The sequence below is a fragment of the Streptomyces sp. NPDC034111 genome (assembly GCF_055575375.1).
On sequence record NZ_JBVIST010000011.1, the window covers coordinates 60262 to 84768 of the forward strand.

At 72.6% G+C, this 24507-nt stretch carries 22 protein-coding genes; 6 read left to right on the plus strand and 16 right to left on the minus strand.

Features of this window, described 5'->3' with window-relative positions; genetic code table 11:
- Nucleotides 1-99: 99 nt before the first annotated feature.
- The 6 genes from ACZ55A_RS23690 to ACZ55A_RS23715 all read right to left on the minus strand — a co-directional run bounded on the left by ACZ55A_RS23690 (nt 100) and on the right by ACZ55A_RS23715 (nt 6677).
- Nucleotides 100-2043 (minus strand): ABC transporter ATP-binding protein, encoded by a 1944-nt coding sequence (locus ACZ55A_RS23690; protein WP_468843352.1) that lies wholly within the window; start codon nt 2041-2043, stop codon nt 100-102.
- The gene (locus tag ACZ55A_RS23695; protein ID WP_468843355.1) at nt 2040-2474 is read right to left on the minus strand and encodes a lasso peptide biosynthesis B2 protein; all 435 of its coding nucleotides are present in this window, start codon (nt 2472-2474) and stop codon (nt 2040-2042) included. The genes ACZ55A_RS23690 and ACZ55A_RS23695 overlap by 4 nt, the downstream gene beginning before the upstream one ends.
- Nucleotides 2471-2725 carry a lasso peptide biosynthesis PqqD family chaperone gene (locus ACZ55A_RS23700; RefSeq protein WP_468843357.1) on the minus strand — a complete coding sequence of 85 codons (255 nt, stop codon included), beginning with the start codon at nt 2723-2725 and terminating at the stop codon, nt 2471-2473. The genes ACZ55A_RS23695 and ACZ55A_RS23700 overlap by 4 nt, the downstream gene beginning before the upstream one ends.
- 33 nt (nt 2726-2758) lie before the next feature.
- Nucleotides 2759-4615, minus strand: coding sequence for a lasso peptide isopeptide bond-forming cyclase (locus tag ACZ55A_RS23705; RefSeq protein WP_468843359.1), 1857 nt, complete (start codon nt 4613-4615; stop codon nt 2759-2761).
- A 27-nt stretch (nt 4616-4642) separates the two neighbouring features.
- Complete coding sequence (locus tag ACZ55A_RS23710) at nt 4643-4753, minus strand: keywimysin-related RiPP (RefSeq protein WP_468843362.1); 111 nt, start codon at nt 4751-4753, stop codon at nt 4643-4645.
- Nucleotides 4754-5252: 499 nt separating this feature from the next.
- Entirely contained in the window at nt 5253-6677 is a 1425-nt protein-coding gene (locus tag ACZ55A_RS23715) for a HEAT repeat domain-containing protein (RefSeq protein ID WP_468843365.1), read from the minus strand.
- A gap of 321 nt (nt 6678-6998) precedes the next feature.
- Between ACZ55A_RS23715 and ACZ55A_RS23720 the strand changes: the two genes are divergently transcribed.
- On the plus strand, nt 6999-8465 hold the full coding sequence (locus ACZ55A_RS23720) for a PP2C family protein-serine/threonine phosphatase (protein ID WP_468843367.1): 1467 nt from the start codon (nt 6999-7001) through the stop codon (nt 8463-8465).
- 144 nt (nt 8466-8609) lie between these two features.
- Here ACZ55A_RS23720 and ACZ55A_RS23725 read toward each other — a convergent pair whose 3' ends face one another.
- Entirely contained in the window at nt 8610-10139 is a 1530-nt protein-coding gene (locus tag ACZ55A_RS23725; protein WP_468843369.1) for a DNA-binding protein NsdB, read from the minus strand.
- A gap of 285 nt (nt 10140-10424) precedes the next feature.
- Between ACZ55A_RS23725 and ACZ55A_RS23730 the strand changes: the two genes are divergently transcribed.
- Together ACZ55A_RS23730 and ACZ55A_RS23735 are read left to right on the plus strand one after the other, a co-directional pair.
- Complete coding sequence (locus ACZ55A_RS23730) at nt 10425-11558, plus strand: aminoglycoside phosphotransferase family protein (RefSeq protein WP_468843372.1); 1134 nt, start codon at nt 10425-10427, stop codon at nt 11556-11558.
- A 305-nt stretch (nt 11559-11863) separates the two neighbouring features.
- On the plus strand, nt 11864-13873 hold the full coding sequence (locus ACZ55A_RS23735; RefSeq protein WP_468843374.1) for an N-acetylmuramoyl-L-alanine amidase: 2010 nt from the start codon (nt 11864-11866) through the stop codon (nt 13871-13873).
- A 134-nt stretch (nt 13874-14007) separates the two neighbouring features.
- Here ACZ55A_RS23735 and ACZ55A_RS23740 read toward each other — a convergent pair whose 3' ends face one another.
- The 3 genes from ACZ55A_RS23740 to ACZ55A_RS23750 form a co-directional block, all read right to left on the minus strand.
- On the minus strand, nt 14008-14508 hold the full coding sequence (locus ACZ55A_RS23740) for a hypothetical protein (protein ID WP_468843377.1): 501 nt from the start codon (nt 14506-14508) through the stop codon (nt 14008-14010).
- 98 nt (nt 14509-14606) lie between these two features.
- On the minus strand, nt 14607-15002 hold the full coding sequence (locus ACZ55A_RS23745) for an ACT domain-containing protein (protein ID WP_468843380.1): 396 nt from the start codon (nt 15000-15002) through the stop codon (nt 14607-14609).
- Nucleotides 15003-15012: 10 nt separating this feature from the next.
- Nucleotides 15013-15621: a CGNR zinc finger domain-containing protein gene (locus tag ACZ55A_RS23750; RefSeq protein ID WP_468843383.1), complete on the minus strand. Its 609-nt coding sequence runs from the start codon at nt 15619-15621 to the stop codon at nt 15013-15015.
- Nucleotides 15622-15837: 216 nt separating this feature from the next.
- On the opposite strand from ACZ55A_RS23750, the gene ACZ55A_RS23755 reads away from it, so the two are divergent.
- Nucleotides 15838-16575: a maleylpyruvate isomerase family mycothiol-dependent enzyme gene (locus ACZ55A_RS23755; RefSeq protein WP_468843386.1), complete on the plus strand. Its 738-nt coding sequence runs from the start codon at nt 15838-15840 to the stop codon at nt 16573-16575.
- Between the two features lie 37 nt (nt 16576-16612).
- Nucleotides 16613-17344 (plus strand): leucine-rich repeat domain-containing protein, encoded by a 732-nt coding sequence (locus ACZ55A_RS23760; protein ID WP_468843389.1) that lies wholly within the window; start codon nt 16613-16615, stop codon nt 17342-17344.
- Between the two features lie 78 nt (nt 17345-17422).
- On the opposite strand, the gene ACZ55A_RS23765 is transcribed toward ACZ55A_RS23760, so the two are convergent.
- From ACZ55A_RS23765 to ACZ55A_RS23785, 5 genes are all read right to left on the minus strand, one after another.
- Complete coding sequence (locus ACZ55A_RS23765; protein ID WP_468843392.1) at nt 17423-17662, minus strand: DUF397 domain-containing protein; 240 nt, start codon at nt 17660-17662, stop codon at nt 17423-17425.
- A 149-nt stretch (nt 17663-17811) separates the two neighbouring features.
- The gene (locus ACZ55A_RS23770; RefSeq protein WP_468843788.1) at nt 17812-18978 is read right to left on the minus strand and encodes a thiolase domain-containing protein; all 1167 of its coding nucleotides are present in this window, start codon (nt 18976-18978) and stop codon (nt 17812-17814) included.
- A gap of 5 nt (nt 18979-18983) precedes the next feature.
- Nucleotides 18984-20054: a thiolase domain-containing protein gene (locus ACZ55A_RS23775; protein WP_468843394.1), complete on the minus strand. Its 1071-nt coding sequence runs from the start codon at nt 20052-20054 to the stop codon at nt 18984-18986.
- Nucleotides 20054-21028 (minus strand): Zn-ribbon domain-containing OB-fold protein, encoded by a 975-nt coding sequence (locus ACZ55A_RS23780; RefSeq protein ID WP_468843396.1) that lies wholly within the window; start codon nt 21026-21028, stop codon nt 20054-20056. The genes ACZ55A_RS23775 and ACZ55A_RS23780 overlap by 1 nt, the downstream gene beginning before the upstream one ends.
- A 16-nt stretch (nt 21029-21044) precedes the next feature.
- Nucleotides 21045-21881 carry a crotonase/enoyl-CoA hydratase family protein gene (locus ACZ55A_RS23785; RefSeq protein ID WP_468843398.1) on the minus strand — a complete coding sequence of 279 codons (837 nt, stop codon included), beginning with the start codon at nt 21879-21881 and terminating at the stop codon, nt 21045-21047.
- 208 nt (nt 21882-22089) lie between these two features.
- Here ACZ55A_RS23785 and ACZ55A_RS23790 point away from each other — a divergent pair, with 208 nt between their 5' ends.
- Nucleotides 22090-23727, plus strand: coding sequence for an acyl-CoA synthetase (locus ACZ55A_RS23790; RefSeq protein WP_468843401.1), 1638 nt, complete (start codon nt 22090-22092; stop codon nt 23725-23727).
- A 35-nt stretch (nt 23728-23762) separates the two neighbouring features.
- Here the strand turns inward: ACZ55A_RS23790 and ACZ55A_RS23795 are convergent, their stop codons facing one another.
- On the minus strand, nt 23763-24422 hold the full coding sequence (locus tag ACZ55A_RS23795) for a chorismate mutase (protein ID WP_468843403.1): 660 nt from the start codon (nt 24420-24422) through the stop codon (nt 23763-23765).
- Between the last annotated feature and the right edge of the window lie 85 nt (nt 24423-24507).

Below are 24507 nucleotides of genomic sequence, written 5' to 3' on the forward strand. Positions count from 1 at the left end.
TGCGAGGGGGGCGGTGGCGCCCGTACACGTCCTGGTACAGCGAGGCCGCGTTCCCGCTGCTGGAGCACCGAGCACCAAGGGCAGGGGCCGGCTCCCGGGTCAGAGGTCTGCCGGGACCTCGTGGCCGGCCGGGCGGAGCATCTGGCCCTTGGCGAGGGCGCGGTAGGAGGGGCTGGTGGCCAGCAGCTCCTCGTGGTGTCCGCAGGCGACGGTACGGCCGTCCTCCAGCACGACGATCCGGTCGGCGTGCCGGACCGTCGACAGCCGGTGCGCGATCACCAAGAGGGCGCAGTCCTGGGCCACTTCATTCATCACCGAGGTGAGCGCGGCCTCGTTCACGGCATCGAGGTGGGACGTCGGCTCGTCGAGCAGGAGGAGCGACGGCCGGGCGAGCAGGGCACGGGCCAGGGCGACCCGCTGCCGCTCCCCCGCCGAGAGGGTGCACCCGCGCTCGCCGAGCACCCCCGACAAACCGCCGGGCAGCCGGTCGACCACGCCCTCCAGCCGGGCGAGTTCGACCACCCGCCGGACCTCGGCCTCACTGGCGTCGGGCACGGCGTAGGTGAGGTTGTCCCGCAGCGAGCCCTGTACGACATGGGTGCTCTGGTCGACGACGGCGATGCGGGCCCGGCATTCCGCGCGGCTCAGCCCGGCTGCGGGCCGCCCGTCGAAGAGCACGGTTCCGGCGTCCGGTTCGTAGAACCTGGCCACCAGCGCGAAGATCGTGCTCTTGCCCGTACCGGAGAGGCCGACGAGGGCGACCTGGCTGCGCCGGGGGACGGTGAACGAGACGCCGTGGAGCACCGGCCGGTCCGGTTCGTAGCCGAAACGGACGTCGCGCAGGGCGAGGGCCGGCGCCTCGCCCCTCCCGGTCCGCGGCACGTCGTCCCTCCCGGTCCGCGGAGCCTCCTCCCTCCCGGTGCGCTCCTCCCTCCCGGTCCGCTCCGGCCGCTCGGGCGTCCGGGCAGGGACGGACGGCCGGTCCGCGCGGAGTTCGTCCGGCCATGCAGGTTCCGCGGGCAGGGACAGCGCCTGCTCGATCCGCCGGTAGGCGCCCATACCGCGCTGGATCAGGCCGGCCGCCCGGAAGACCGACGACAACGGCAGCACCAGGTAGGAGGCGTACAGCAGGAAGGCGACCAGGTCGCCGAGCGAATTGCGGTGCCCGTTCACCCGCAGACCGCCGATGACCAGGACGAGCAGGAAGGAGCCCTGGACGGCGAGTTCGACCGCGGGGCTCATCAACGACGCCAGTTTCGCGGTCCGTACGCCCGCGCTGTACGCCCCGTCGACGCGCTCACCGATGCGGGCCGCCTCACGGTCCTCGGCGCGGTGCACCCGGACCATCGGGAGGGCGCCGAGCGCGCGTTCCAGATCGGCGGCGATCGCGCCGACGGAGTTCTGCATACGCTCGGAGGCGGCCCGAATGCCCTTGAGCAGCGAGGCCACGACCACGGCGGCGGTGGCCACGGTCGCCGTGACCAGAAGCAGCAGCAAGGGGTCGAGCCACCCCATGAGCACGAGCGCGCCCGCGGCGACCAGGGCCCCGGTGACCAGGTCGACCAGCGCCTGCGCGACCACCTCCCTGAGCAGGGTGGTGTCCGCGGTCACCCGGGAGATCAGGTCGCCGCTGCGGTGCCGGTCGTACTCCCTCATCTCCAGGCGGAGCAGCCGCGCGACCAGGCCGTGGCGCAGCCCCCGTACGACGCGTTCGCCCATGCGCTCCAGGACGAAGCGCCCGATCGCGCCGGTCGCCGCTTCAGCGACGAACAGCACGGCCAGGAGCAACAGCAGCGCCCAGAACGCCTTGCCCTGGCCGCCGGCGTCCACCAGCCGCTTGGCGACGAGCGGTTGGGCCAGGCCGAGGGCGGAGGCGGCGAGCGTGAGCACGGTGGCGACGACGGCGGAAGCCCGGTGCCCGGTGGTGAGCCGGTACATGGTGACGACCGCACCCCACGTCGAGCGGTCGGAGGTCTGCTGCGCGGTCCCGGTCGAGGCCTTCTGCGTGGTCCCGGTCGAAGTCTTCTGCGTGGTCCCGGTCATCGCGCGGGCCGGCCCTCCGGCGCGACGGTGATCAGCGGGGTGAAGTAGTCGTCCGGTACCCCTTCGTCCACCGGGTGGCCCGCCGCCTCGATCCAGGCGTGCGCCGTGAAGGGCGGGACCACCCGGACGCCGGTGCACCACGTGGGCCAGCTGCCGCCCAGCCGGCACAGCAGCGCGGCACCCAGGGAGCGGGGCAGACAGCCACGCGGCCCCGCACAGCGCAGGCTCACCGCGCAGACCGCGTCCCGGGCGTTCTTGGCCTCGGCGGCGGAGGCGGGGGCCGCTCCGCGCCGCAGGACACCGAGAACGGCGCGGATGCGGCGCGGCGGCAGGAGCGCGAGCAGGACGGCGGGCAGCAGGACGAGACGGGCGGCCAGTCGCCGGGCGAAGGGGACGGAGGTGGGGCGTTCCAGTGCGCTCGGTGTCGTCATGCGGCCAGCCCCGACGCGCGCAACTCCGCGACCAGGTGCGCGACGTCCTCCTCGGCCCGCGCGGGATCGACGTCGAACTCCGCGATGAGCGCCGCGACCGCCGCGGCTTCGTCGCCGCCCGCCATGAGCGTGCTGACCACCAGTGTGCCCGTCGGGTTCAACTCCCAGTAGGAGCCGCTGCGTTCGTCCAGAAGGACGGTGCCGTAGCCGGTCTCCGCCGTGGAGACGTCGGCGCCGAAGCGCAATGCCATGGTGAGCCTTTCTTCCTGCGTCGGGGGGGGTACTCAGGGGGAGGCGGGCGCCCGGGGCCCGGTGGCTCGCGGCAGACCGCGCAGCCACACTTCGCAGGCGATGGTCGAGTAGAGGATCGCGTCCCGCAGTCCGGGCGTGGCGGGCCGCTGGGCCAGCCGGCGCAGGGCCCTGCCGTCCACCAGGCCGAGCCGTTCCAGCTGCGAGTTCTCCCAGAGCGCCATCAGGTCGCCGCGGTGCTCGCGCAGCCCGTTGGAGGCATCCATGGACGCCGCGGCCTTGTTGGTGCGCCGCAGACAGTCGTCCGGCACGACTCCCTGCATGGCTGCGGTCAGCAGCGGTTTGTACTGCCAGGGGGTCACGCGTTCGGACGGGCGGACCGCGAGGCATGCCTCGATCACGCGGTCGTCGAAGAACGGTGACGCCATCGGCACCCCGGCCCGGGCGGCCATCCGGTCCCACTGGCGGACAATGCGTGTGCAGGAACGGATCTGTTCCAGGTCGGTGTGCAGTCCACGGTCGGGGTGCAACGGCTGTGCGTGCACGGCCGCTTCGCGCAGCGCCCGCTCGGCCGTGCGCCGGGCGTCGGGGGTCACCCAGTCGAACAGGCGGGGGGCCATGCCCCAGCCGAGACCGCTGCGGACCGTGGGCGGCAGCGGTTCGCGCAGCCGTCGGCCGGAGTCCGCCAGCCAGGCCCCGTACGGCCGGGTGTCGGCCAGGGCCCGCGCCATACCGCCGAGGGGCCATTGCCACAGGGCCCGGAACCCCCGCAGCTGCCGAAGGGCGAACAGGGGGCGGGTCCGCAGCAGGCGGTGGTAGTACGCCTCCGAGCACCAGGCGACGTGGTCGCCGCCGATGCCGGTCAGATGCACACGGCTGCCCCGCCGCGCGAGCCACGGCAGATGGTGCAGCACCCGGGAGCGGTCCATGACGCCGATGGTCGGTTCGTCCAGCAGATCGTCGATGCCGAGCAGATCGCTGTAGACCAGGGGTGAGGCGTCGGCGTCCCACACCACATGCTCGACCTGCGGCAGGGACCGGGCGGCTTGCCGGGCCCAGTACAGATCGGTGTCGGCGGGGTCGCGTCCGGGCCAGGTGCTGGCCACCACCCGCGCCGGCGATGCCGCGGCGAGGAAGCAGACGGAGGTGGAGTCCAGGCCGCCGGACAGGTCGCAACTGACCACGCCGCCCTGCCGCGTACGGGCATCGACGGCGCGGGTGAGTGCCGCGCGCACCAGGGGCGCGCCCTCGGCGAGCGAGCGGACCGGCTCCGGAGGCGTCCACCAGCGGGAGTGGCGTACGGACCGGCCGTCCGCTGCCACGATCATGGCGTCCTCCGGTGGTACCGCCGTAACGCCCCGCCACAGCGGCGTTTCGGAGAGCGGATGGGGAACCGGCCACAGGAGCCTGACCGCCAGCTGCTCTTCGTCCGGGTCGCTGCCCAGTGCGGCAGCGAGGACATCGGCGCTGGTGGCGGCCACCCGCACACCGTCGACGACCGCATGGAACACCAGCCGGAGGCCGGAGGCGGTGCCGTGAACGCGGAGCTGCCCGTCGAGTGCGGCGGCGAGATGGAAGCTGCCGGGCAGGGCGCGGGCCAGCTCGTCGAGAGCCGCGAGATCCCGCAAGCGGCCGGCGTGGCGCTCCAGTTCGGCGGCGTCGACGGGGCAGCAGCCGATGACGGCGAGCGCCGCCGGGCCGACCCGGGCGGTGACGACCTCCTCCTCGTGCCAGTGGCCGACCAGCCAGGGCCTTCCGGAGGCGTGGGTGAGGGTGCGCGTTCCTGGGCGGGCGAAGGAGCGGGCCACGGCGGCGGCATCCGCACGGTCGGGAAAGACCGCGAAATGCGCGTCGCCGGGGCCCGGACCCGCACTTTCGTGCGTCTCAGTCATGGCTTCGATTCAACGAGCCGTGGTCCGTCAGTTCTTGCTCAGCAGGACGCGGTCGTTCCCGGAGCTTCCCATCAGCCCGGTCTTCTTCCGGAACGAACCGAGCCGCGCGAGTGTCGGAGCCTCATAGGTCTTCTTCATGGCGTCTCCTCGATGCCGATGTCGCCCCCGCCCCCTGGCGGGCCAGAAATCGACCTACGGTCGTGGCCGCCTGCCCGGGCTCATCGGGAACCCGGACGAGGGTTGGGCGTGCCAAGGAGGCTAGTTACACGGCAGCGGTACGCCACAACAGCCAACAGATAAGTCATATCGGCTGATGAACGCTGTGGATATCGAGCGCACCGCGCCCGATGAAGACGATCGATTGAAAGATCAACTGTAAGGAATGTGACCAGTTCCGGCCAGGAAAAACGTTTCCACGTGCGGTCCCTCGGAAGGTTTCACAACCGGCGCGGAGGGGCGCACGCTCAGCCAGCGGGGCGCCGCCCGGGGCACTCGGCCGTCCTCCCCGCACTCCACCTCCGTCCGCACCATGCGGACATCGGTCGAGACGGATACTTCCAGCCAAGAGGTCGACGACACCCATGAGCTACGTCAGTGTCAGGTGCGGCGGCCGGCGAACGGGCTCGCTCGCCCCGCCTCACACCGCCGAGGCGTCCGGCCCGAACCGGCTGCGGACCGCCGTCTGGACCTCGGCCTCCTCGGCCGGGTCGGCGGCGAGCCGGCGCAGCTGCTCGACGACCCGGTCGTCGCCGGTGGCGGCGTGCCGGGCGGCCAGCTCGCGGGTGGTCTCCTCGCAGTCCCACAGGCACTCGACGGCGAAGCCGGCCGCGAAGCCGGGGTCGGTGGCGGCGAGCGCGGCGGCGGCCCGGCCACGGAGGTGGGAGGAGGAGGTCTCACGGTAGATGTGCCGCAGCACGGGGGCGGCGCAGCCGACACCGAGGCGGCCGGTGCCGTCGACCAGCTCCCACAGACCGTCCGCGTCCGGGCCGTCCTCACGCACGGTCCGGCGCAGCGCGGCCAGTACCAGCTCGGCGTCGCGCCGGCCACCACGGCGGGCGAGCACCGCGGCGGCGGAGACGCCCAGCCGGTCCGCCCGCGGCGCCCAGAGGCGGGCCCGCTCGACGGCGGCGACGCTGCGCATCCGCGCGAAGGCGGCGAGCGCGGTCGCGACCACCTGCTCGGAGGAGAAGGGGCAGGTGACCGCGGACTCGATCAGATCGAGAACCTCGGGGTCGCCGCGCTCGGCGAGGTGGTGGAGCGCCGCGGCGCGGGCCGCGTCCGGTCCGCTGCGGGCGGCCCGCACCAGCTCGGGACGGTCCTCGGGGCCGGCCACGGCGGCCAGGCAGCGGGCGGCGGCGAGGTGCCGGTGCTCCTCGGCCTCCTGCTCCCCACCCTGCTGGGCCCACTGAAGGACCTCGGTCACGCTCCAGCCGGGGCGCGGCCCACGGGGCCGCAGCTGTCGCTGCCAGCGGTCGAAGGAGCCCTGTTCGCCGGCGGCGGCCAGCCGCGCGGCATAGCGGGGGTCCTCGGCCCACAGCCGCCAGGGCCGGGGCTCGAAAGCGTCCCGTACGGCGGCGGCCAGCTCGGCCTCGCCCTGCTCGGTCTCGGGGAAGCGGGCGAGCACGGCGGGGGCCAGGGTCATCAGCCCGGCGTCGTCGTCACGCAGAGCGAGCTCGTCCAGGGCCCAGCGCCAGTTGCTGCCGGCCGCGGCGTAGCTGCGCAGCAGCAGCCGGGCGGCGTCCCGGCCGTACGCGGCGAGGTGGCCGAGCACGGCGAGGGCGAGGCCGGTGCGCTCCTCCCCCGTGTCGACGAGGTCGTCGGGGTGGAAGAGGTGCCGTTCGATCTCCTCGAGCCCGCCGTCGAGCTGCATGTAGAGGCGCGCGTAGTAGAGCGAGCGGTTCTCGACCTGCCAGTCGCGCCGGGGGTCGCGCAGCACGCTGTCGTTGAGTGCCGCGAGCGCCTCGGCCCGCGGCGCCGCGAGGGCATGCAGGGTCCCGTCGCCGCGGCCTCGCTGGAGGAGGCCGAGCAGGGTGCCACTGGGCGCTATGTCTGGATCGAACATGAGGTCAGCATCCGGTGCGGGGGACGGGCTGGCAACGGGATTTCCGCTGACCGGCATTCTTGCCGGTGTTCACGGACCGTATGCACGACATCCCCGCTGACCCCGTGGAATCGGCGGGAACACCTGCGGTACGGCGGCCGAAGCCTAGCCTGGAAGCTGTCATTCCGCAGGTTCGCCCCCGGTATGCCAGACGGCGGCCAGCGGCATATGCCAGATGCACCACCGTATCGGGTAGTGCCAAATCCCTTACGCACGGTCGCCGCCTGTGCGACAGTCGTTACCGGCCCTTCAGCCCGGCGCCGCCTGATCACGGAGTACGTCATGCCGTCCCCTCTCTTCGCGGACCATCCAGCCGACCGGCCCCCCGAGCGCGACACGGTCGAGGCACTGATCACGCAGGCGCGCCGCCTGCGCGGCGGCCTCGACGCGGTGCGCAGGGAGTCCGCGGTGGACACCGACCTCGTCACCGACCCGCAGCTGCGCTGGCAGCGGGCCCTGTGCGACCTCGCCGTGCACCACCTCGACGACCTCGGCGGCCATCTCGACCAGCTCAGAGAGGGCCTGCCCACCGAGAGTGACGACGACCGGGACGCGGTGGACGAGCTGCCGGCCGCCCTGCCGGAGTCCGAGCCGCAGGAGCGCGGCGCACTGCTGCGCCGGGTGGGCAGCGCCGAGTGGAATCTGCTCACCGATGAGGTCAGCTGGTCCGACGAACTGTTCGCGATCTTCGGCCGGGCCCCGGCCGACGGCCCGCTCACCCTCGACGAACTGCCGTCACTGGTCCACGCGGAGGACCAGGAGGGGCTGGCCACGATGGTCACCGACTGCCTGGTGGACGGCCGGCCGATCGACGGCGAATTCCGCATCGTGCGGCCGGACGGGAGTCTGCGCACGGTGCACATGGTGGGCGAGCCGGTGCTCGACGCCGACGGCAGCACCGCCTGCATGTGGGCCGTACTGCGGGACGTCAGCGAGCTGCGCCGTAGCCAGGAGGCGGTCCGCGAGACCCGTGACTCGCTGCACCGCGAGCGGCAGATCGCGCAGACCGAGCACCGGCTTGCGGTCGAGCTGCAGGAGGCCGTGCTGCCGCCATGGCGCGGCTCCCTGCGGTTCCCGCAGGGCGGCCCGGTCGCCCTCGATCTCGCCGGGCGCTATCTGCCGTCCGGCACCAGCGCCCTGGTCGGCGGCGACTGGTACGACGCACTGCAACTCCCCGACGGGGCAACGCTGTTGAGCGTCGGCGACCTCACCGGACACGGCGCCACCGCGACGTCGGGAATGGCGATGGTGCTCGGCGCCCTGCGCGGGATGGCGGTCGCCGGACACCGGCCCGGGCCGCTGATGGCGTTCCTCAATCAGCTGCTGGACACCGCCGCCCAGCCGGCGCTCGGCAGCGCGGTCTGCGGCCGGTTCGACCCCCATACCCGCGTACTGGAGTGGGCCCAGGCCGGGCACCCCGCACCGCTGCTCTTCCGCGGCGGCACGGGGCGCGCGCTGGATCCGCCCGAGGGCGTGCTGCTCGGGGCGACCTCGGGTGCCGCGTACACGCAGCGCACCGAACAACTGGAGCCCGGCGACCTGCTCGTCCTGCACACCGACGGTCTCGTACCGCGCCGGACGCACGGCACGGAAGCCGCCCACGAGGGGGCCGAGCGACTCCTCGCCCTGGCGCCGCGGTTCTCCGCGGCCCGCAGTGCACAGGACAGCGTCCGTATCGTCGTCGAGGAGTTCGGCAGCACCGAGCGTGAGGACGACGCATGTGTACTGATCGCCCGGGTCGGCGACTGACACACCACGCGACTGCCGCCGAGGGCGGGTCGGCACCTCCGCAGCCGACCGCCCGTAGGCGTGGTAAGTGACTCCCCGCCATATAGGGCCCGCCTGTTCCGGAACGCCATGGGCGGATCCGTTCCGGAACGGTCATAAGCCGCTTCAGACCGAGAAGTTCTTGCCCAGTCCCGATCCGATGCCCGGCCCGAGCCCGGACCCTTTGGCCTTGGGCTTCGCCTTCGGCATGACCTGCTGGATCTGCTCGCGCAGGTCCTGGATCTTGCCGTAGTCCGCGTACTGCCCCGTCAGACGGAACATCTCCCGGAGCCGGTCCCAGGTGCGGTGGGAGGAGTTCTCACCGATGGACACCAGCGCGAGCCGGGCGTAGCGGTCCGCCTGTTCGGGGTCGTTGCCGATGAAGCAGGCCGAGGCCATGGAGATGTAGTCGAAGATCTGCGACCGCTGACGGCCGCTCTCGCGCAGCTCCAGCGCCTTCTTGGCGTGGTGCTGGGCGATCTTGGCGGCCGAGGGGTCATGGTCGGCGAGGGTGCGGAAGGCCAGCGCCTGCATGCCGTGCAGATCCGCGTCGTCGAACATCTGCATCCAGCACGGCGGGGGAACATCGCCCTTGTCCGAGACGAACAGTTCCTCCGCCTCACCCAGTGTGCGCCGCATCGCCTGGCCGTGGCCCTTGGACGCCTGGGCCCAGGCCTCGATGGTGTGCAGCATGGCGCGGGTGCGCGGCAGGGTCTCCTCGCCGGAGCCGGACTTGGCGAGCTTCATCAGATCCAGCGCATCGTCGGGGCGGCCCAGATGGACCATCTGGCGGGCGGCACGGGAGAGCGCCTCCCCGGCGCGCGGGCGGTCGCCGCCCTCGCGTGCCGCATGCGCTGCGATGATGAAGTACTTCTGGGCGGTGGGCTCCAGGCCCACGTCATGGGACATCCAGCCGGCCAGTACGGCCAGGTTGGCGGCCACGCCCCACAGCCGGCGCTGGAGATGGTCGGGGTGGCGGTAGGCGAGCATGCCGCCCACCTCGTTGAGCTGGCCCACCACGGCCTTGCGTTGCAGCCCGCCGCCGCGGGCCGCGTCCCAGGCGCGGAAGACTTCGACCGAGCGCTCCAGCGCATCGATCTCCTGCGACCCCACGGGGGCCGCCTCATAGCGGTCGAAGCCGATCTGGTCGAGTTCGTCATGGGTGTCGGAAGCGAACGGGTGATCGTGGCGGGCTGCGCCAGTGGGGGCCGGGTCGGTGTGCAGCCAGTCGTGCATGGCGCCGGTGAGTGCGGAGCCCGCGGCGAGCGCAGCGCCCGCACCCACCAAGCCGCGTCGGTTGAGCATGAGGTCCATTCCCGTGAATTCCGTGAGGACCGCAGCGGTCCGTTCGGGAGCCCACGGCAGACCGTCCGTGGCCTGCCGCTTCCCCGAGCGACCGGTTCTGGCGAACCCGAGGTCCTCGATGGTTACGACACGGCCGAGGCGCTCGGTGAACAGTGATGCCAGGACCTTGGGCACCGGATCCCGGGGGGTCTCCCCCATGTCGATCCAGCGCCGCACCCGCGAGGTGTCGGTCGCCAGCTGCGGATGGCCCATGGCCGCCGCCTGCCGGTTGACGAGCCTCGCCAGCTCTCCTTTGGACCAGCCCGCCAGGCCGAAAAGGTCCGCGAGACGGGTGTTCGGCTGCCTGTCCACGTCAAGCCCCCAGGTTCCTCGACTGAGTTGACAGTAACGGCCGGTGACATGGGCTGCGACCATTCGCCAGGGTTCGCCAGGGTGCGCCAGATGGTCTGCCACCCGCGCCCCCGTGTTCTGTAGGTGTGCCGCCCCCGGCCTGGTGGCGGGACCGCATTCCCCAGGGTGCGCGCCCTTCACAGGGGCCCGGGATCGGCCTCCTGCACGGGGCCCGTTCTCGGGTTCCCTCCACCGGGCCGGGGAGCGCACGCAACTCGTCGGCGCACGAAGGGATCTGTCTCACCCATGTATGCAGCATCGTCCGCCGTGACCACCCCCACCCGGCCGTACCGCCCGCACCCGACGGGCAGCGGGCCGTATCTCGCCCCCGCCCCTTCCGCTGGGGCGGTCCCCGGTCTCGCCGGCGGCCGGGCCCGGCGGACACCGGGGACGGGCACCCAACCGCTCAGCGGGAGACTTGACTTGTCCGGGCCCCAGGGCGCCCAGTTGCGCGCCGCGGTCGCCTCGGTGCACCGCATCTGTCCGGAGTTCAACCCGGTCCAGGTGCTGCGCCGGAGCGGTAAATCCGTCCTTCTCGTCGGCACGACGGGCCGTATGACCGCGGTCGCGAAGTGTTTACTGGACCACTCCCCCTCGTGGGCGGAAAGGTTCCAGCAGGAAATAAGTGCATACCGCGCATTCGTCCGGCATCGTCCGCCGGTTCGGGTGCCGCGGCTTGTGGCGGCCGATCCCGACAACTGCACGCTGATCGTGGAGCGGATGCCCGGACGGGTGGCGTCCCTGACGCGGCACCCGTCCGAGGCCCCGCCGCGCGCGGACGTACGGGCCGCGCTCGGCGCGATCTGCCAGATCAACCGCTGGCGCCCGCCGGCCGGGCTGTTCGACGCCCCGCTGGACTACGCGGGCCGGATCGGCCGCTACCACGACCTGGGGCTGCTCACCGACCGGGACCTGGGCGACCTTCAGAAGCTGATGCACGGTCTGTCGCACGTCCAGGGCCAGTTCTGCCACGGTGACGCACTGCTGAACAACGTACTGCTGTCCCCCGCCGGCCCGGTGCTGCTGGACTGGGACAACGCCGGCTGGTACCTGCCGGGCTACGACCTGGCGACGCTCTGGACCGTGCTCGGCGACGCCCCGGTGGCACGCCGTCAGATCAGCCAGCTCGCCCAGAACGCGGGCCCGGCCTCCCGGGACGCCTTCCTGGTGAATCTGATGCTGATCCTGACCCGCGAGATCCGGCGCTACGAGACGGCGGTCCAGCGGACCATGCGCGAGCCCACGCCGACGGGTACACCGGGCCCGGGACAACCCGGTGTACCCGCGGCGGGCGAGGAGCAGCGGCTGCTCCTGCGCCGGCTGCACGACGACTGCCAGATGGCGCGTCGTGCGGTACGGGCGGCGGTCGGCACCCGCTGACCGCCGGGCCCGAGGGGGAACTGTGAGCGGCGCGCCCGGCGTACGGGACGCGCCGCTCACCCATGTGCACCTACCCGGTCATTGGTCCATTCCACTGACGCCTCGCAGGCCCGGCAGCGGTTCGGGAAGGCTCCTCTGGAGACGCCCTGACATGCGGAATCCCGACCCGGCACGGTGATTGACGGTTCGTCGGCAGACGTATAGCGAGCGGCCCGACGGGGGATCTACTCTCGGGGCCCACCCCGCACGCCGTTTGCGCACCAACCGTCACACCGCCCGGCTCGGGCCGGCTCGAGGAGGTTGCTTTGCGAGGATCCGCCCCGGAAGACGAGAAGAGAATCCCCCGCCGCCCCACCCTGCGCAGATCCACCACCGCCCTCGCGGCGGCGGTGCTGCTGCTGCCGCTCTCCGGTGCGCCGTCCGCGAGCGCCGGGCAGCCCCGGACGGACCGGTTGCAGCAGGCCTTCACCGATGCCGCCGCCCGCTTCCACGTACCGCGCAGCGTGCTGCTCGGCGTCTCGTACCTGGAGTCCCGCTGGGACAGCCATGGCGGCGCCCCCAGTGTGTCCGGGGGCTACGGCCCGATGCATCTGACCGACGCCCGTACGGCCCTGACGCGGACACCGGAGTTCAGCGAGGGCGACGAGGACGCCCGTGGCGATGCGTCGCGGGCCCGTAAGCGGGTACCGGCCGGTGCGGCGCGGCAGGCCGCGCTGCCGGCCGAACTCCCGGCCCGGCTGCGGACCTTGGCGACCGCCGCGCGGCTCACCGGACTGCCGGCCGCGAAGCTGCGGACGGACCCGGCGGCGAATGTGCTGGGCGGAGCGGCGCTGCTCGCCGCGGAGCAGCGCCGGCTGGGGCTGCCCGGAGGCGGCGATCCGGCGCGTTGGTATGCGGCGGTGGCGCACTACGGCGGTCAGGACAGTGCGCTCGGCGGCAAGGCCTTCGCGGACGAGGTGTACGCGGTGATGCGCCAGGGCCAGACACGTACGAACGATGCGGGGCAGCGGGTGACGCTGGCCGCCGCGCCGGGGCTGGCCCCTGATGCCGGACAGCAGAAACGTCTCAGCAAGCCGGCCACCAAGGCCTCGGCCCCGGGCGGCGGGCACGGCCTGGAGTGCCCGTGGAACGTCGCCTGCGAGTCGGTCCCCGCGCCGTACGAGGAGTTCGGCGACAACGACTACGGCAACCACGACAAGGCGGACCGCCCCAGGGACCAGAAGGTCACCACCATCGTCATCCATGACACCGAGGGGTCGTGGGACGTCACCCTGAAGCTGATCAAGGACCCGAAGTATGTGTCCTGGAACTACACGATCCGCTCCTCGGACGGGTTGATCGCCCAGCACGTACCGACCAAGGACGTCGCCTGGCACGCGGGCAACTGGTACATCAACTCGCACTCCGTCGGCATCGAGCACGAGGGCTTCCTCGCCTCGCCGGACGCCTGGTACACGGAGGCGATGTACCGCGCCTCGGCCCGTCTGGTGAAGTATCTGAGCCGCAAGTACGACGTGCCGCTCGACCGGCAGCACATCCTGGGCCACGACAATGTGCCGGGCACGACGACCTCCACCATCCCCGGTATGCACACCGACCCCGGCCCGTACTGGGACTGGGCGCACTACTTCACCCTGCTGGGCAAGCCGTTCCACGCCACCGCGGGCCGGCACGGCGGGCTGGTCACCATCCGCCCCGACTACGCCCGCAACCAGCCGCACTACTCCGGCTGCGCCAAGCCCGGTGACAGCTGCGCACCGCACGGCTCCGGGGCGGTGCGGCTGTACTCCGCGCCGAGCGAGAGCGCTCCGCTGGTCAAGGACATCGGGCTGCATCCGGACGGCAGCGATTCGACGGACGGGGTGAACGACACCGGTGCCCGCGCCACCACGGGCCAGCGGTTCGCGGTGGCGGGCCGGTCCGGCGACTGGACGGCGATCTGGTACCTGGGGCAGCGGGCCTGGTTCCGCAATCCGCACGGGGCGCACACCGCGGTGAACGCCAGGGGCCTGATCGCCACGCCGAAGGACGGCCGTACGGAGATCCCGGTCTACGGGCGCGCGTACCCGGAGAAGGAGGCGTACCCCGCCGGGGTGCCCTACCAGGCGGTCTCACCGCTGCCGTACAAGATCGCCGCGGGGCAGAAGTACACGGTCGGCGACCGGCTGACGGGCGACTACTTCTACGCGCCGACCTTCGATCTCTCCAAGCACGCGATCGTGCGGGGCGAGGACGTCTACTACGAGATCCAGCTCGGTCATCGGGTCGGCTATGTGCGGGCGGCCGATGTCGACGTACGGGGCTCGGACGCGTAGTCCGGGCAGGCCGGGGCCGGTCCCGGCAGCGCCGGTGCGCCGGTCGGGGTATGCGAGGCGCCCGGTGGACGGCGGCGTACGAGCCGTCCACCGGGCGCGCTGCGAGTGTGCCGCCGGGTCCTCCGCGCCGGGGTTCAGCCCTGCTGGAAGAGCTCCGCGGGAAGCGGCTTGAGCAGCGCGTAGAGGTCGTCGGTGATCGGCCGGTCCCAGCTGGCGATGGTGACCAGCACACCGTCGCTGCGGTCGAACTGGGCGCAGGAGATCCGGCTCTCGGAGCACTTGATGCGCTTGACGATCAGCAGGTTGTCGTCGTGCATCACCGGGGTGTCCTCGCTCTCGACGACCGTCACCGGCTCGTCGTTGCCGAGCGCCGCGAGCAGCTGGGCCACCTCGAAGGGCACCTGGCCCTCTTCGAGCTCGCGGGCCGGGGAGCCCTCCGGCAGATTGCCGATGATCATCGCGGGCCCGCGGCCGCCGAACAGGTCGTAGCGGAGGAAGACGCCCTGGCAGCTGCCATCGGGGGCGGGCAGCAGCCCGGCCCCGAGATTGCCCGGCCAGTCCCCGGGGTCCATGGCGAGAACATCGAAGTCTGGACCGGCGGGCGTGGCTGCGCTACGGCGGCGGAGGAAGGACATGCCGCCATCGTACGTGGCCCGGGCGGGCGCGCCGCGCGGACGTCGGGGTGAACGCCGCCCGGAACGCCGGGCCGCCGCGGCTCCTCCCGTGCCGTGGATCAGGCCTGTTCGGCCAGCTCGTCGAGGAGGCGCATGGCCTCACCGGCCGCTTCGTGGGGCACGAAGAGGTGATCGTGGTGGAAGCCGGCGACGACATTGCAGCTGAACCCGGCCCCGGCGAGCGTGGTGGCGACGGCGGCGGTCAGGCCGACGGCGTCCAGGGCGGAGTGCACCCGCAGGGTGATCCAGCCGGCGACGTACTCGTAGGCCAGGCCGGTGCGGTCGGCTTCCTCCTGGTGGAGGACGAGGGTCAGCCCTTCGGGTTCGGCGACGGTGACCACCGGGGCCAGGCCCGGCGGGACGGCCCCGGTCACGCTCGTAAAGACAAACCGGCCGTCGTGCAGCTCCGGCCGCATCCCGCGCAGCAGGGTCCGGAGATCGCGTTCACCTGTCATGCCGCTCACTCTACGAGGTGGCTGTGCGCCCTTCCCGGCGCCTCTCGTGATGGCGGGCCACCCGGGCGCGGTTGCCGCAGGAGGGCTTGCACCACTCCTGGCGGGCGTGGTCCTTGACGAAGTAGCGCACACAGCGCGGGGCGGGGCAGGCCCGCAGCAGCTCGCGCTCGGGTCCGTCGAGGAAGGTGATCGTGGCGCGGGCGAGCGCGGCGACGATCCGGTCGGCGGCCGGCGGGGACCCGGCGGGGTGCAGCCGCAGCGCGGGCGGTGCGTCCGGCTCCCAGCTGAGCTGCGGTGCGGTGGGGACCAGGGCGGCCGCGGCGTTGAGCCGGCGGATCGCCTCGTCCGCCGGGAGCAGCCGGTGGGCGTCGGCGGAGCTGGGCGGCCCCGGGCGGACGGCGCGCGCGAACAGTGAGCGGACCGCGGCCCGCAGCTCCCGTACGGCGGTGTGCAGTGCCTCGTCCACGGTGACCTGGTCCGTGGCGCAGTCCAGCAGGGCGGCCCGTTCGCGGAGCCAGGCCGTGAGCCCGTCGGTGTCGGCCAGGTCGTCGGCGACGCCGCCGTGGCCGTCGTGGCGGATGGTGACGGCGAGATCCAGTGCGAGCCGTGTGGCGGTCATGGGCTAATGGTAACGTCGCCGACAGCCATTAGCGCCTTGCGGGGAAACACAGGGGGGAACATGGCCGGTCTGCCTCAACTGCCGTACGGATGCCCGGCCTTCCCGGGTGAGGCGGCCGGCCTGCGACCAGGCGGAGTTCCGGCAGGGCGACAAGGAACGCACGCACACCCGGCCGGCCTGCCGCCGGACCGGCGAGCGCTGGACGAAGGAGTTGCCGTGGCCGTGACGACGAGCGCGCACACCCTGCCGCCCGAGGCCGTACGCACCGCGGTCGAGGCGGGTCAGGAGCGGTTGCGCGCCCTGCTGCCAGGCCTGACCGAGACCGGGATCCGGGAGCCGAGTGCGCTGCCCGGCTGGTCCCGGGCCCATGTCCTCTCGCACATCGAGGGCATCGGTCTGGCGATGGCCCGGCAGGCCCGCTACGCCCTGCGCGGGGAGCTGATCGAGCCGTACGACGGCGGACGGCCGGCGCGCGCCGCCGGGATCGAGGCCGGTGCAGTGCGCGAGGTGGCCGCGCTCCGGAACGCCGTGCTGGCCGCGCTGGACGAGGCGTCCGCGGCGTGGGCGGCGGTCGGCCCGGCCGACTGGTCGCGCCCGGTCCGCTACCGCGACGGCGATCTGCGTACCGCCCTGGTCTGCTGGTGGCGGGAGTTGGAGATCCACACGGCGGACGCCCGGATCGGTTACGGGCCCGAGGACTGGCCGCGGGAGCTGTGCCACCACCTCCTGGACCACCTGGCAGCCCGCGCCCCGGAGGGCCTGCGCCTCGTGCTGGAGGCCACGGACGAGGCGTCCGCGCGGGCGTACGGCCCCGTGGCGGCGCCAACGGTGACCGTCCGCGGCCGGCTCACCGACCTGGCGGCCTGGCTGGCCGGCCGGGTGCCGCACCACCCGCTCGACTGCCGCCAATCGGGGACGGGCGCACCGCTGCCCGCCCTGCGCGACTGGCCGTAACGGACCCCCGCCCGGACGCCCGGAAGGACACCCCCACATGCCCACCACTCGGCCGCGCACCCTCAACCTCTGGAAGGCAGGCCTGAGTTCGCTGCCGTCCGAGGTCTGGCGGCGTGAGGACTGGGAGGTGCTGATCCTCGCCGACAACGCACTGACCGGGATCCCGGCGGCACTCGGCCGGCTGCGCGCGCTGCACACCCTGGACCTCGGCCACAACGCACTGACCGCGGTGCCCGACGAGATCGGCGACCTCACCGGGCTGACCCGCTACCTCTATCTGCACGACAACCGGCTGACCGGGCTGCCGGACTCGCTCGGCAGGCTGGACCGGCTCGGCTACCTCAACGTCGGCGAGAATCCGCTGGACCATCTGCCGGAGACGATCGGCGAGCTGGCCGGGCTGGTCGAACTGCGGGCGCAGAAGGCCGGGTTGAGCGCCCTCCCCGGGCCGCTGGGGCGGCTCGGCCGGCTGCGGGAGCTGTGGCTGGGCGGCAATGCCCTCACCGAGCTGCCGGACAGCATCGGCGCGCTGCGCGAGCTGCGGGTGCTGGAGCTCCGCGACAACGCCCTGACCTGCGTGCCCGGCGCGCTGCGGACGCTGCCGCTGCTGCGCCGGATCGATCTGCGGGGCAACCGGATCGAGGAGCTGCCACCCTGGATCGCCCGGCTCCCGTCGCTGGAGAAACTGGACCTGCGCTGGAACGCGGTGGACGACGTCGCGGAGCCGGTCCGGGCGCTGCGTGCGCAGGGGTGTGTGGTGCTCACCTGACGGTTTGCGCGGGTGAGCACCCGACGGCCGCGGTCAGCGGGGCCTAGGGGCGTCCGATAGGTCAGGGTCGGAAAGGCCCTAGGTCAGGTCGAAGGCCCCGTCGCGGGCTTCGAGGACGAAGGCGCGCCACTCGGCCGGGGAGAAGATCACCGCAGGGATCTCCGGACTGCGGCGGTTGCGCATGGCGATGAAGCCCTCGACGAAGGCGACCTGGACATCGCCCACGCCCTGGCGGCTCGACTGCCATTCGGCCTGTGTCAGGTCGAGTTCGGGCCTGGGCCCGCTTGCGAGCCGCTGCTCCATGATGCTGTCGGCCACCTGTCCCGCTCCTCCCGGATCGTCGTCCGCGGTCAGCCTAACCACTGCGTCCGGGGACGGACAGAGGACGTGGCGTGGCGGTGGGGTGATGGGGTAATGGCGTGACGGGGAGAGGAGGGCAGCGCGCCGGGCGGGCGCGTGCCCCGGCCTCAGGCTGCCGGGGCGTCGGCGCCGACCAGCCACATCGAGAAGAACTGGGCACCGCCGCCGTACGCATGACCCAACGCCCGCCGGGCACCGTCGACTTGGTGCTCGCCGGCCTGGCCGCGTACCTGGAGGGCGGCCTCGGCGAAGCGGATCATGCCGGAGGCGCCGATCGGGTTGGTGGAGAGCACTCCGCCCGAGGGGTTGACCGGGAGGTCGCCGTCGAGTTCGGTGGCGCCGGACTCGGTGAGCTTCCAGCCCTCACCCTCCTCGGCGAAGCCCAGGTTCTCCAGCCACATCGGCTCGTACCAGCTGAACGGGACGTACATCTCCACCGCGTCGATCTGCCGGCGCGGGTCGGTGATACCGGCCTGGCGGTAGACGTCCGCCGCGCAGTCCTTGCCGGCCTGTGGGGAGACGAAGTCCTTGCCGGCGAAGAGGGTGGGTTCGCTGCGCATCGCTCCGCCGTGCACCCAGGCGGGCGGGCGGGGTGCGCGTGCGGCCCCGGCGCGGTCGGTGAGGACCATCGCGCAGGCGCCGTCGGAGGACGGGCAGGTCTCGGAGTAGCGGATCGGGTCCCAGAGCATGGGCGAGGCCTGGACCTTCTCCAGGGTGATGTCCTTCTCGTGCAGATGGGCGTAGGGGTTCTTGAGGGCGTTGCGGCGGTCCTTGTAGGCGACGAGGGAGCCGACGGTGGCGGGGGCTCCGGTGCGGCGCATGTACGCGCGGATGTGCGGGGCGAAGAAGCCGCCGGCGCCGGCGAGCAGGGGCTGCTGGAAGGGGATGGGCAGCGACAGGCCCCACATCGCATTGGACTCGGACTGTTTTTCGAAGGCGAGGGTGAGGACGGTGCCGTGGACCCGGGCGGCGACGAGGTTGGCGGCGACCAGGGCGGTGGAGCCGCCGACGGATCCGGCGGTGTGCACCCGCAGCAGGGGCTTGCCGACGGCGCCCAGGGCGTCGGCGAGGTAGAGCTCGGGCATCATGACGCCCTCGAAGAAGTCGGGGGCCTTGCCGATGACCACGGCGTCGATCTCCGCCCAGGTCAACTCGGCGTCTTGCAGGGCTCGTTGGGCTGCCTCGCGGACCAGTCCGGCGATAGAGACATCGCGGCGGGCGGCCACATGCTTGGTCTGGCCGATGCCGACGACGGCCACGGGCTCCTTGCTCACCTCACTCATCGGGCCTCTCCTTCCAGGACGGCGACGAGGTTCTGCTGGAGGCACGGTCCCGAGGTGGCGTGCGCGAGGGCGCGGCCGGATTCGCCGCGCTGGATGCGGGCGGCGGCCTCGCCGAGCCGGATCAGGCCGGCGGCCATGACGGGGTTGGCGCCCAGTGCGCCGCCGGACGGATTGATCCGGACGTCCGCGCCGCCCGGTCCTTCGAGTTTCAGGGCGCGGCGCAGTACGACCTCCTGGGAGGTGAAGGGGGCGTGCAACTCGACGGTGTCGACGGGCCGTTCGAAGTAGCCGGCGCGTTCGGCGGCCAGCCGGGTGGACGGTGAGTCGGTGAGGTCGCGGACGCCCAGGCTGTGGGCCTCGATGCGGTGGTCGAGGCCGCGGATCCAAGCGGGCCGTTCGGTCAGCCGGCGGGCGGTGTCGCCGGCGGCGAGGACCACGGCGGCGGCACCGTCGCCGACGGGCGGGCAGTCGCCGGTGCGCAGCGGCGCGACCAGCGGCTCGCCGACGGGTACGGCGCCGCGCAGCTGCGCGTACGGGTTGGCGGCGGCGTCGGTGCGGCTACGGGCCGCGATGCCGGCCAGTTCCCGTTCGTCGGTCAGTCCCGCGTCGATCAGCGCCCGTGCCTGGAGGGCGGCGAGCGCGACGGAGTCGGGCCACAGCGGGGCGACGTAGTACGGGTCGAGCTGGCGGGTGAGGACCTCGCGGAGATCGCCGGGCGAGGACTTGCCGTAGGCGTAGACCAGTGCGGTCTCCGCCTCGCCGGTGAGGAGCTTCACCCAGGCCTCGTACAGCGCCCAGGCGCCGTCCATCTCGACATGGGACTCGGCGATCGGCGGCCAGGCGCCGACACCGTCCAGGGCCATGGTGAAGGAGAAGGCCCGGCCGGCGAGGTAGTCGGAGGAGCCGGAGCAGGTGAAGTCGATCTCGCCGGCCTTGAGGCCGGTGCGGGCCAGGACGTCGTGGAGGACCGGCATCAGCATCTCGACCTCGGAGGTCTCCGCGCTGTCGCGGAGGTGGTGGCTCTGTCCGAAGGCGACGATGGCGACCTCGCGCAGCGGAGCGCTCATCAGATCAGCTCCTTGTAGCTGTCGTAGTCGGCATCCGGTTCGCCGGTGGGCCGGTAGTGGTCGGGGAAGCGCCCACCCTCGGCCCAGACGGGTTCCACCCGCAGGCCCATGCGGACCTGGTCGTAGGGGATGCCGCCGATCCGGGCGTGCAGGGCCAGATCGGCGCCGTCCAGGGCGATATGGGCGTAGACGTAGGGGACGTCGATGTCCAGGCTCTTGGCCTTGATGTTGACGATGCAGAAGGTGGTGACGGTGCCGCGGGGGCCGACCTCGACCTGGGTGTCGGTGGCGACGCCGCAGGTGGGGCAGGCGCCGCGGGGCGGGACGTACACCTTGCGGCAGGAGGGGCAGCGCTCGCCGATGGTCCGGTGGCCGGCGAGGGCCTGGAGGTAGCGGGTCTGGGCGCGGCCGGGCGCGTAGGTGTAGTCGAGCCGGGCCGGGGCGGTGATTCCGGTGACGGGGTCGGCGAACTCCCCTTGGTGCGGCCGCGGTTCGATGTCGCGCCGGGCGTCGTCGGACGGTTCGAAGCAGGCGATGTCGGTGATGGCGCCGGTGCGTTCGGCGGCCCAGCGGATCCGGACCCGCATACCGGTGCGTACCGCGTCGGGGCCGGGGGCGTCCAGGGCGTGCAGCAGTGCGGTGTCGGCGCCGTCGAGCCGGACCAGGACCCAGGCGAACGGGGTGGCGAGCGGCTGGCCGCGGCGCGGTTCCGGGTTCCAGGCCCAGGTGGTGACGGTGCCGGTGGCACCGACCTCGACCAGTTCACGGATCTCCTCGGCGGTGACCGGGTCGTATTCGGCGGGCGGTACGACCACCCGGCCGTCGCTCGCCCGGACGCCGAGGACGGTGCGCTCGCGCAGTCCGGTGAGGAAGGCGCTCTGGACCGGGCCGAGCGAGCGGGTGAAGGGGAATTCCACGACGAGGGGCGCCTTGAGGACGTCCGGCACCTCTGACAGCTCTGGCACCTCTGGCATACGGTCCTCCTTGGCGTCAGGCGCGCCGGTAGACGGGTGGGCGCTTCTCCGCGAAGGCCCGGGCGCCTTCCTTGGCGTCGGCGGTGTCGAAGACGGGCCAGCCGCGGGCGAGTTCGGCCTTGAGCCCGTCGGCCTCGGTCAGCTCGGCGGTCTCGTGGACGGACGCCTTGACGGCCTCGACGGCCAGCGGTCCGCAGGCGTTGATCTGTTCGGCGATCTCCAGGGCCTTCGCCCGTGCGCCGCCGTCGGGCACGACATGGCCGATCAGACCGATGCGGGCGGCCTCGGGTGCCGGGTAGGGGCGGCCGGTGAGCAGCATCTCCAGGGCGTGGGTGCGGGGGATCTGGCGGGCGAGGCGGACGGTGGAGCCGCCGATGGGGAACAGCCCGCGTCTGACCTCGAACAGTCCGAAGGTGGCGCTCTCACCGGCGACGCGGATGTCGGTGCCCTGGAGGATCTCGGTGCCGCCCGCGACGCAGTGGCCCTCGACGGCGGCGATCACCGGTTTGCGGGGGCGGTGGTGCCGCAGCATCGCCTTCCAGTGCAGATCAGGGTCGGCGCGCAGCCGGTCGCGGTAGTGGTCGCCGGCCATACCGTCGCCCGCCAGTGCCTTGAGGTCCATCCCGGCGCAGAAGGTGCCGCCGGCGCCGGTGAGGACGATGGAGCGGATCGTGTCGTCCTCGTCGGCGGCGACCCAGCCGTCGTACAGGCCCACCAGCATCGGCAGCGAGAGGGCGTTCTTCGCCTCCGGCCGGTTGAGGGTGAGCACCAGTGTCGCGCCGATGCGCTCCACGGTGAGATGTTCCGTACCGCCCGTTCCTGGCCCCGCACCCGCTCCGTCGCCGCCGGCCATGCGTCCCCACCGCCCCTTCGTCCGCCGTCTGCCGTCTGCCGTCTGCCGTCTGCCGTCTGCCGAACGGAGAACAGGTTGCAGCAGCGACCCGGCGACTTCAAGGCTTTTCTGACACACAGTCAGTTTTCTTGCACCGGAGCCCTTCCCTGCTCTCCCCGGCGGCGCTCTAATGACGGCCGAGCCCACGCCCGCCCGCTCTGGAGGAGATGTGGAGTACAACCTGGCCGACCTCTTCGAGTCGATCGTCGACACCGTCCCCGACCGCGAGGCGCTGGTGTACATCGACCATCCGGGGACCGGCGCCGAGCGGAGGCTGACCTACGCGGAGCTGGACCGCGCCGCCAACCGCCTGGCCCACCACCTCGGCGACCACGGCATCGGTCCCGGTGATCATGTCGGACTGCACCTCTACAACGGCGTCGCCTACCTCCAGGCCGTCTACGCCTGTCTGAAGATCCGCGCCGTCCCGGTGAACGTCAACTACCGTTACGTCGAAGAGGAGTTGATCTATCTCTACCGGGACGCCGACCTGGTGGGGCTGGTCTTCGACGCGGAGTTCACCGGGCGGGTGGCCGCCGCCCTCCCCCAGGTCCCCCGGCTGCGGCACCTCGTACGGGTCGGCACCCCGCCGGCCGGCGCCCCCGAGCCGTCCCTGGCGCCCGTCGCGCTCGCGGACGCCGAGGCCGCCGGTTCACCGGCCCGGGGCTTCGGTCCGCGCTCCTGCGACGACCAGCTCGTCATCTATACCGGCGGCACCACCGGGATGCCCAAGGGCGTGATGTGGCGCCATGAGGACCTCTTCTTCTCCGGGATGGGCGGCGGGGCGCCGACCGGCGAACCGGTCCGCCGGCCGCAGGAGCTGGCCGAGCGGGTCTCGGCCGGCGGCGAGGGCGGCGCCGGTCTCGTCTTCTTCCCCACTCCCCCGCTGATGCACGGCACTTCCACGCTGACCGCCTTCATCGCCTTCCACTTCGGCCAGAAGGTCGTCCTGCACCGCAAGTACGTGCCCGAAGAGGTACTGCGGACCATCGAGCGGGAGAGGGTCACCAGCGTGTCGCTGGTCGGGGACGCGATGCTGCGCCCGCTCGTCGATGCGCTGGCCGGTCCGCTCAAGGGCGCCGACTGCTCCTCGCTGTTCAGCGTCAGCAGCTCCGGCGCGATCCTCTCCGAGACCGTACGCGCCCAGTTCAGCGCGCTGGTCCCGAACGCCCTGCTGCTCAACAACTTCGGCTCCTCGGAGTCCGGCTTCAACGGCACGGCCACCGACGACGCGGGCCCCGGCACGGGCTTCCGGCTGCGCGTCAACTCCCGTACGGCGGTGGTGGATCCGGGCAGCCGTGAGCCGGTCCCGGCCGGTGCGGTGGGCCGTCTCGCGCAGCGCGGACACGTACCGCTGGGCTATTACAACGACCCGAAGAAGACCGCCGAGACCTTCTTCGAGGCGGGTGGTGACCGGTGGGTGCTGCTGGGCGATATGGCCACCGTCGACGAGGAGGGCATCGTCACCGTCCTGGGGCGGGGCTCGCAGTGCATCAACTCCGGCGGCGAGAAGGTCTATCCGGAGGAGGTCGAGCAGGCGCTGAAGGCCCATCCGGATGTGTACGACGTGCTGGTGGCCGGGGTGCCGGACGAGCGCTGGGGGCATCGCGTCGCGGCGGTGGTCCAGCTGCGCGACGGGGCACCTCCGCTGGACCTGGCGGGAATACAGGTGCACTGCCGGACCCGGCTCGCGGGCTACAAGATTCCGCGTGCGGTGGTCTTCACCGACCGGATCCAGCGCTCGCCCAGCGGCAAGGCGGACTACCGCTGGGCGAAGGCGGTGGCAGCGGGCGAACGAACGGCGTGAGCCGGCCCGGTACCGGGTGGACTTACCGGGGGGGTTCAGCCCGTCGACCCGCACACCGACCGGAGCGAGCGGGCCAGCGCCAACGTGTGCAGCGCGTCCAGGTGCTGCGTGTGCTGGACCTGGAAGGCACCGACGGCCAGCAGCGGGCGGCAGGACGGCGCGGAACGGGCGTCCGGAGAGGCGGCGATGGCCCGTACCAGATCGCCGTTGATGCGGTTGATCTCCTTGCGGATCTCACTCAGATCGGGGCGCTCGGCCGGCGCCTTCGAGGGGTCCGCGGTCCACAGCCGGTGCAGCCCGCGCTGCACGACCTTGTTGGCCTCGATCTGGTCCCGGAAGATCCGCTTGGTGGCCTCCGGGTCGGCACCCAGCTGCCGGGCCTGCTCCGCCACCGTGTCGAGCACCTGCTGCTCACGGGCCGGGTCGTCGATCGGGCTGTCGGTGCCCCACTTCGCCGCGGCCACCTGATCGGCGGTGGCCAGCCGCTCGGCGGAGAGTGCGGCGAGCGGCCGGAGCGCGGCATACGGGGAGTGCCCGGCGGCGGCCGGTGCGGGGACGGTGGCCGGAGCCGCGGTGGCGGCGGCCGGCGCAGGGGCGGTGACCGGTGCCGCGGCGGCGGCTCCGGCTCCGGTGAACAGCAGGGTTGCGGCGGCGCCGGCTATCAGGGTGCGGCGCATCGAGGGGATCAGCTGCACGGATCGGCCTTTCTCGAACCTCAAGGATCCCGAGGGGGCAGAGGGCTCATGGGAGGTCGTACGGCCGTGACATTAGGGGACATGT

What these genes read in the sequence shown, in the direction of transcription:
- ACZ55A_RS23750 (WP_468843383.1), bottom strand. Translation starts at nt 15,621, where the DNA reads ATGACCGCCACACGGCTCGCACTGGATCTCGCCGTCACCATCCGCCAC.
- ACZ55A_RS23775 (WP_468843394.1), bottom strand. Translation starts at nt 20,054, where the DNA reads ATGAGCGCTCCGCTGCGCGAGGTCGCCATCGTCGCCTTCGGACAGAGC.
- ACZ55A_RS23730 (WP_468843372.1), top strand. Translation starts at nt 10,425, where the DNA reads ATGTATGCAGCATCGTCCGCCGTGACCACCCCCACCCGGCCGTACCGC.
- ACZ55A_RS23710 (WP_468843362.1), bottom strand. Translation starts at nt 4,753, where the DNA reads ATGAAGAAGACCTATGAGGCTCCGACACTCGCGCGGCTCGGTTCGTTC.
- ACZ55A_RS23715 (WP_468843365.1), bottom strand. Translation starts at nt 6,677, where the DNA reads ATGTTCGATCCAGACATAGCGCCCAGTGGCACCCTGCTCGGCCTCCTC.
- ACZ55A_RS23690 (WP_468843352.1), bottom strand. Translation starts at nt 2,043, where the DNA reads ATGACCGGGACCACGCAGAAGACTTCGACCGGGACCACGCAGAAGGCC.
- ACZ55A_RS23700 (WP_468843357.1), bottom strand. Translation starts at nt 2,725, where the DNA reads ATGGCATTGCGCTTCGGCGCCGACGTCTCCACGGCGGAGACCGGCTAC.
- ACZ55A_RS23720 (WP_468843367.1), top strand. Translation starts at nt 6,999, where the DNA reads ATGCCGTCCCCTCTCTTCGCGGACCATCCAGCCGACCGGCCCCCCGAG.
- ACZ55A_RS23745 (WP_468843380.1), bottom strand. Translation starts at nt 15,002, where the DNA reads ATGACAGGTGAACGCGATCTCCGGACCCTGCTGCGCGGGATGCGGCCG.
- ACZ55A_RS23695 (WP_468843355.1), bottom strand. Translation starts at nt 2,474, where the DNA reads ATGACGACACCGAGCGCACTGGAACGCCCCACCTCCGTCCCCTTCGCC.
- ACZ55A_RS23780 (WP_468843396.1), bottom strand. Translation starts at nt 21,028, where the DNA reads ATGCCAGAGGTGCCAGAGCTGTCAGAGGTGCCGGACGTCCTCAAGGCG.
- ACZ55A_RS23740 (WP_468843377.1), bottom strand. Translation starts at nt 14,508, where the DNA reads ATGTCCTTCCTCCGCCGCCGTAGCGCAGCCACGCCCGCCGGTCCAGAC.
- ACZ55A_RS23785 (WP_468843398.1), bottom strand. Translation starts at nt 21,881, where the DNA reads ATGGCCGGCGGCGACGGAGCGGGTGCGGGGCCAGGAACGGGCGGTACG.
- ACZ55A_RS23760 (WP_468843389.1), top strand. Translation starts at nt 16,613, where the DNA reads ATGCCCACCACTCGGCCGCGCACCCTCAACCTCTGGAAGGCAGGCCTG.
- ACZ55A_RS23705 (WP_468843359.1), bottom strand. Translation starts at nt 4,615, where the DNA reads ATGACTGAGACGCACGAAAGTGCGGGTCCGGGCCCCGGCGACGCGCAT.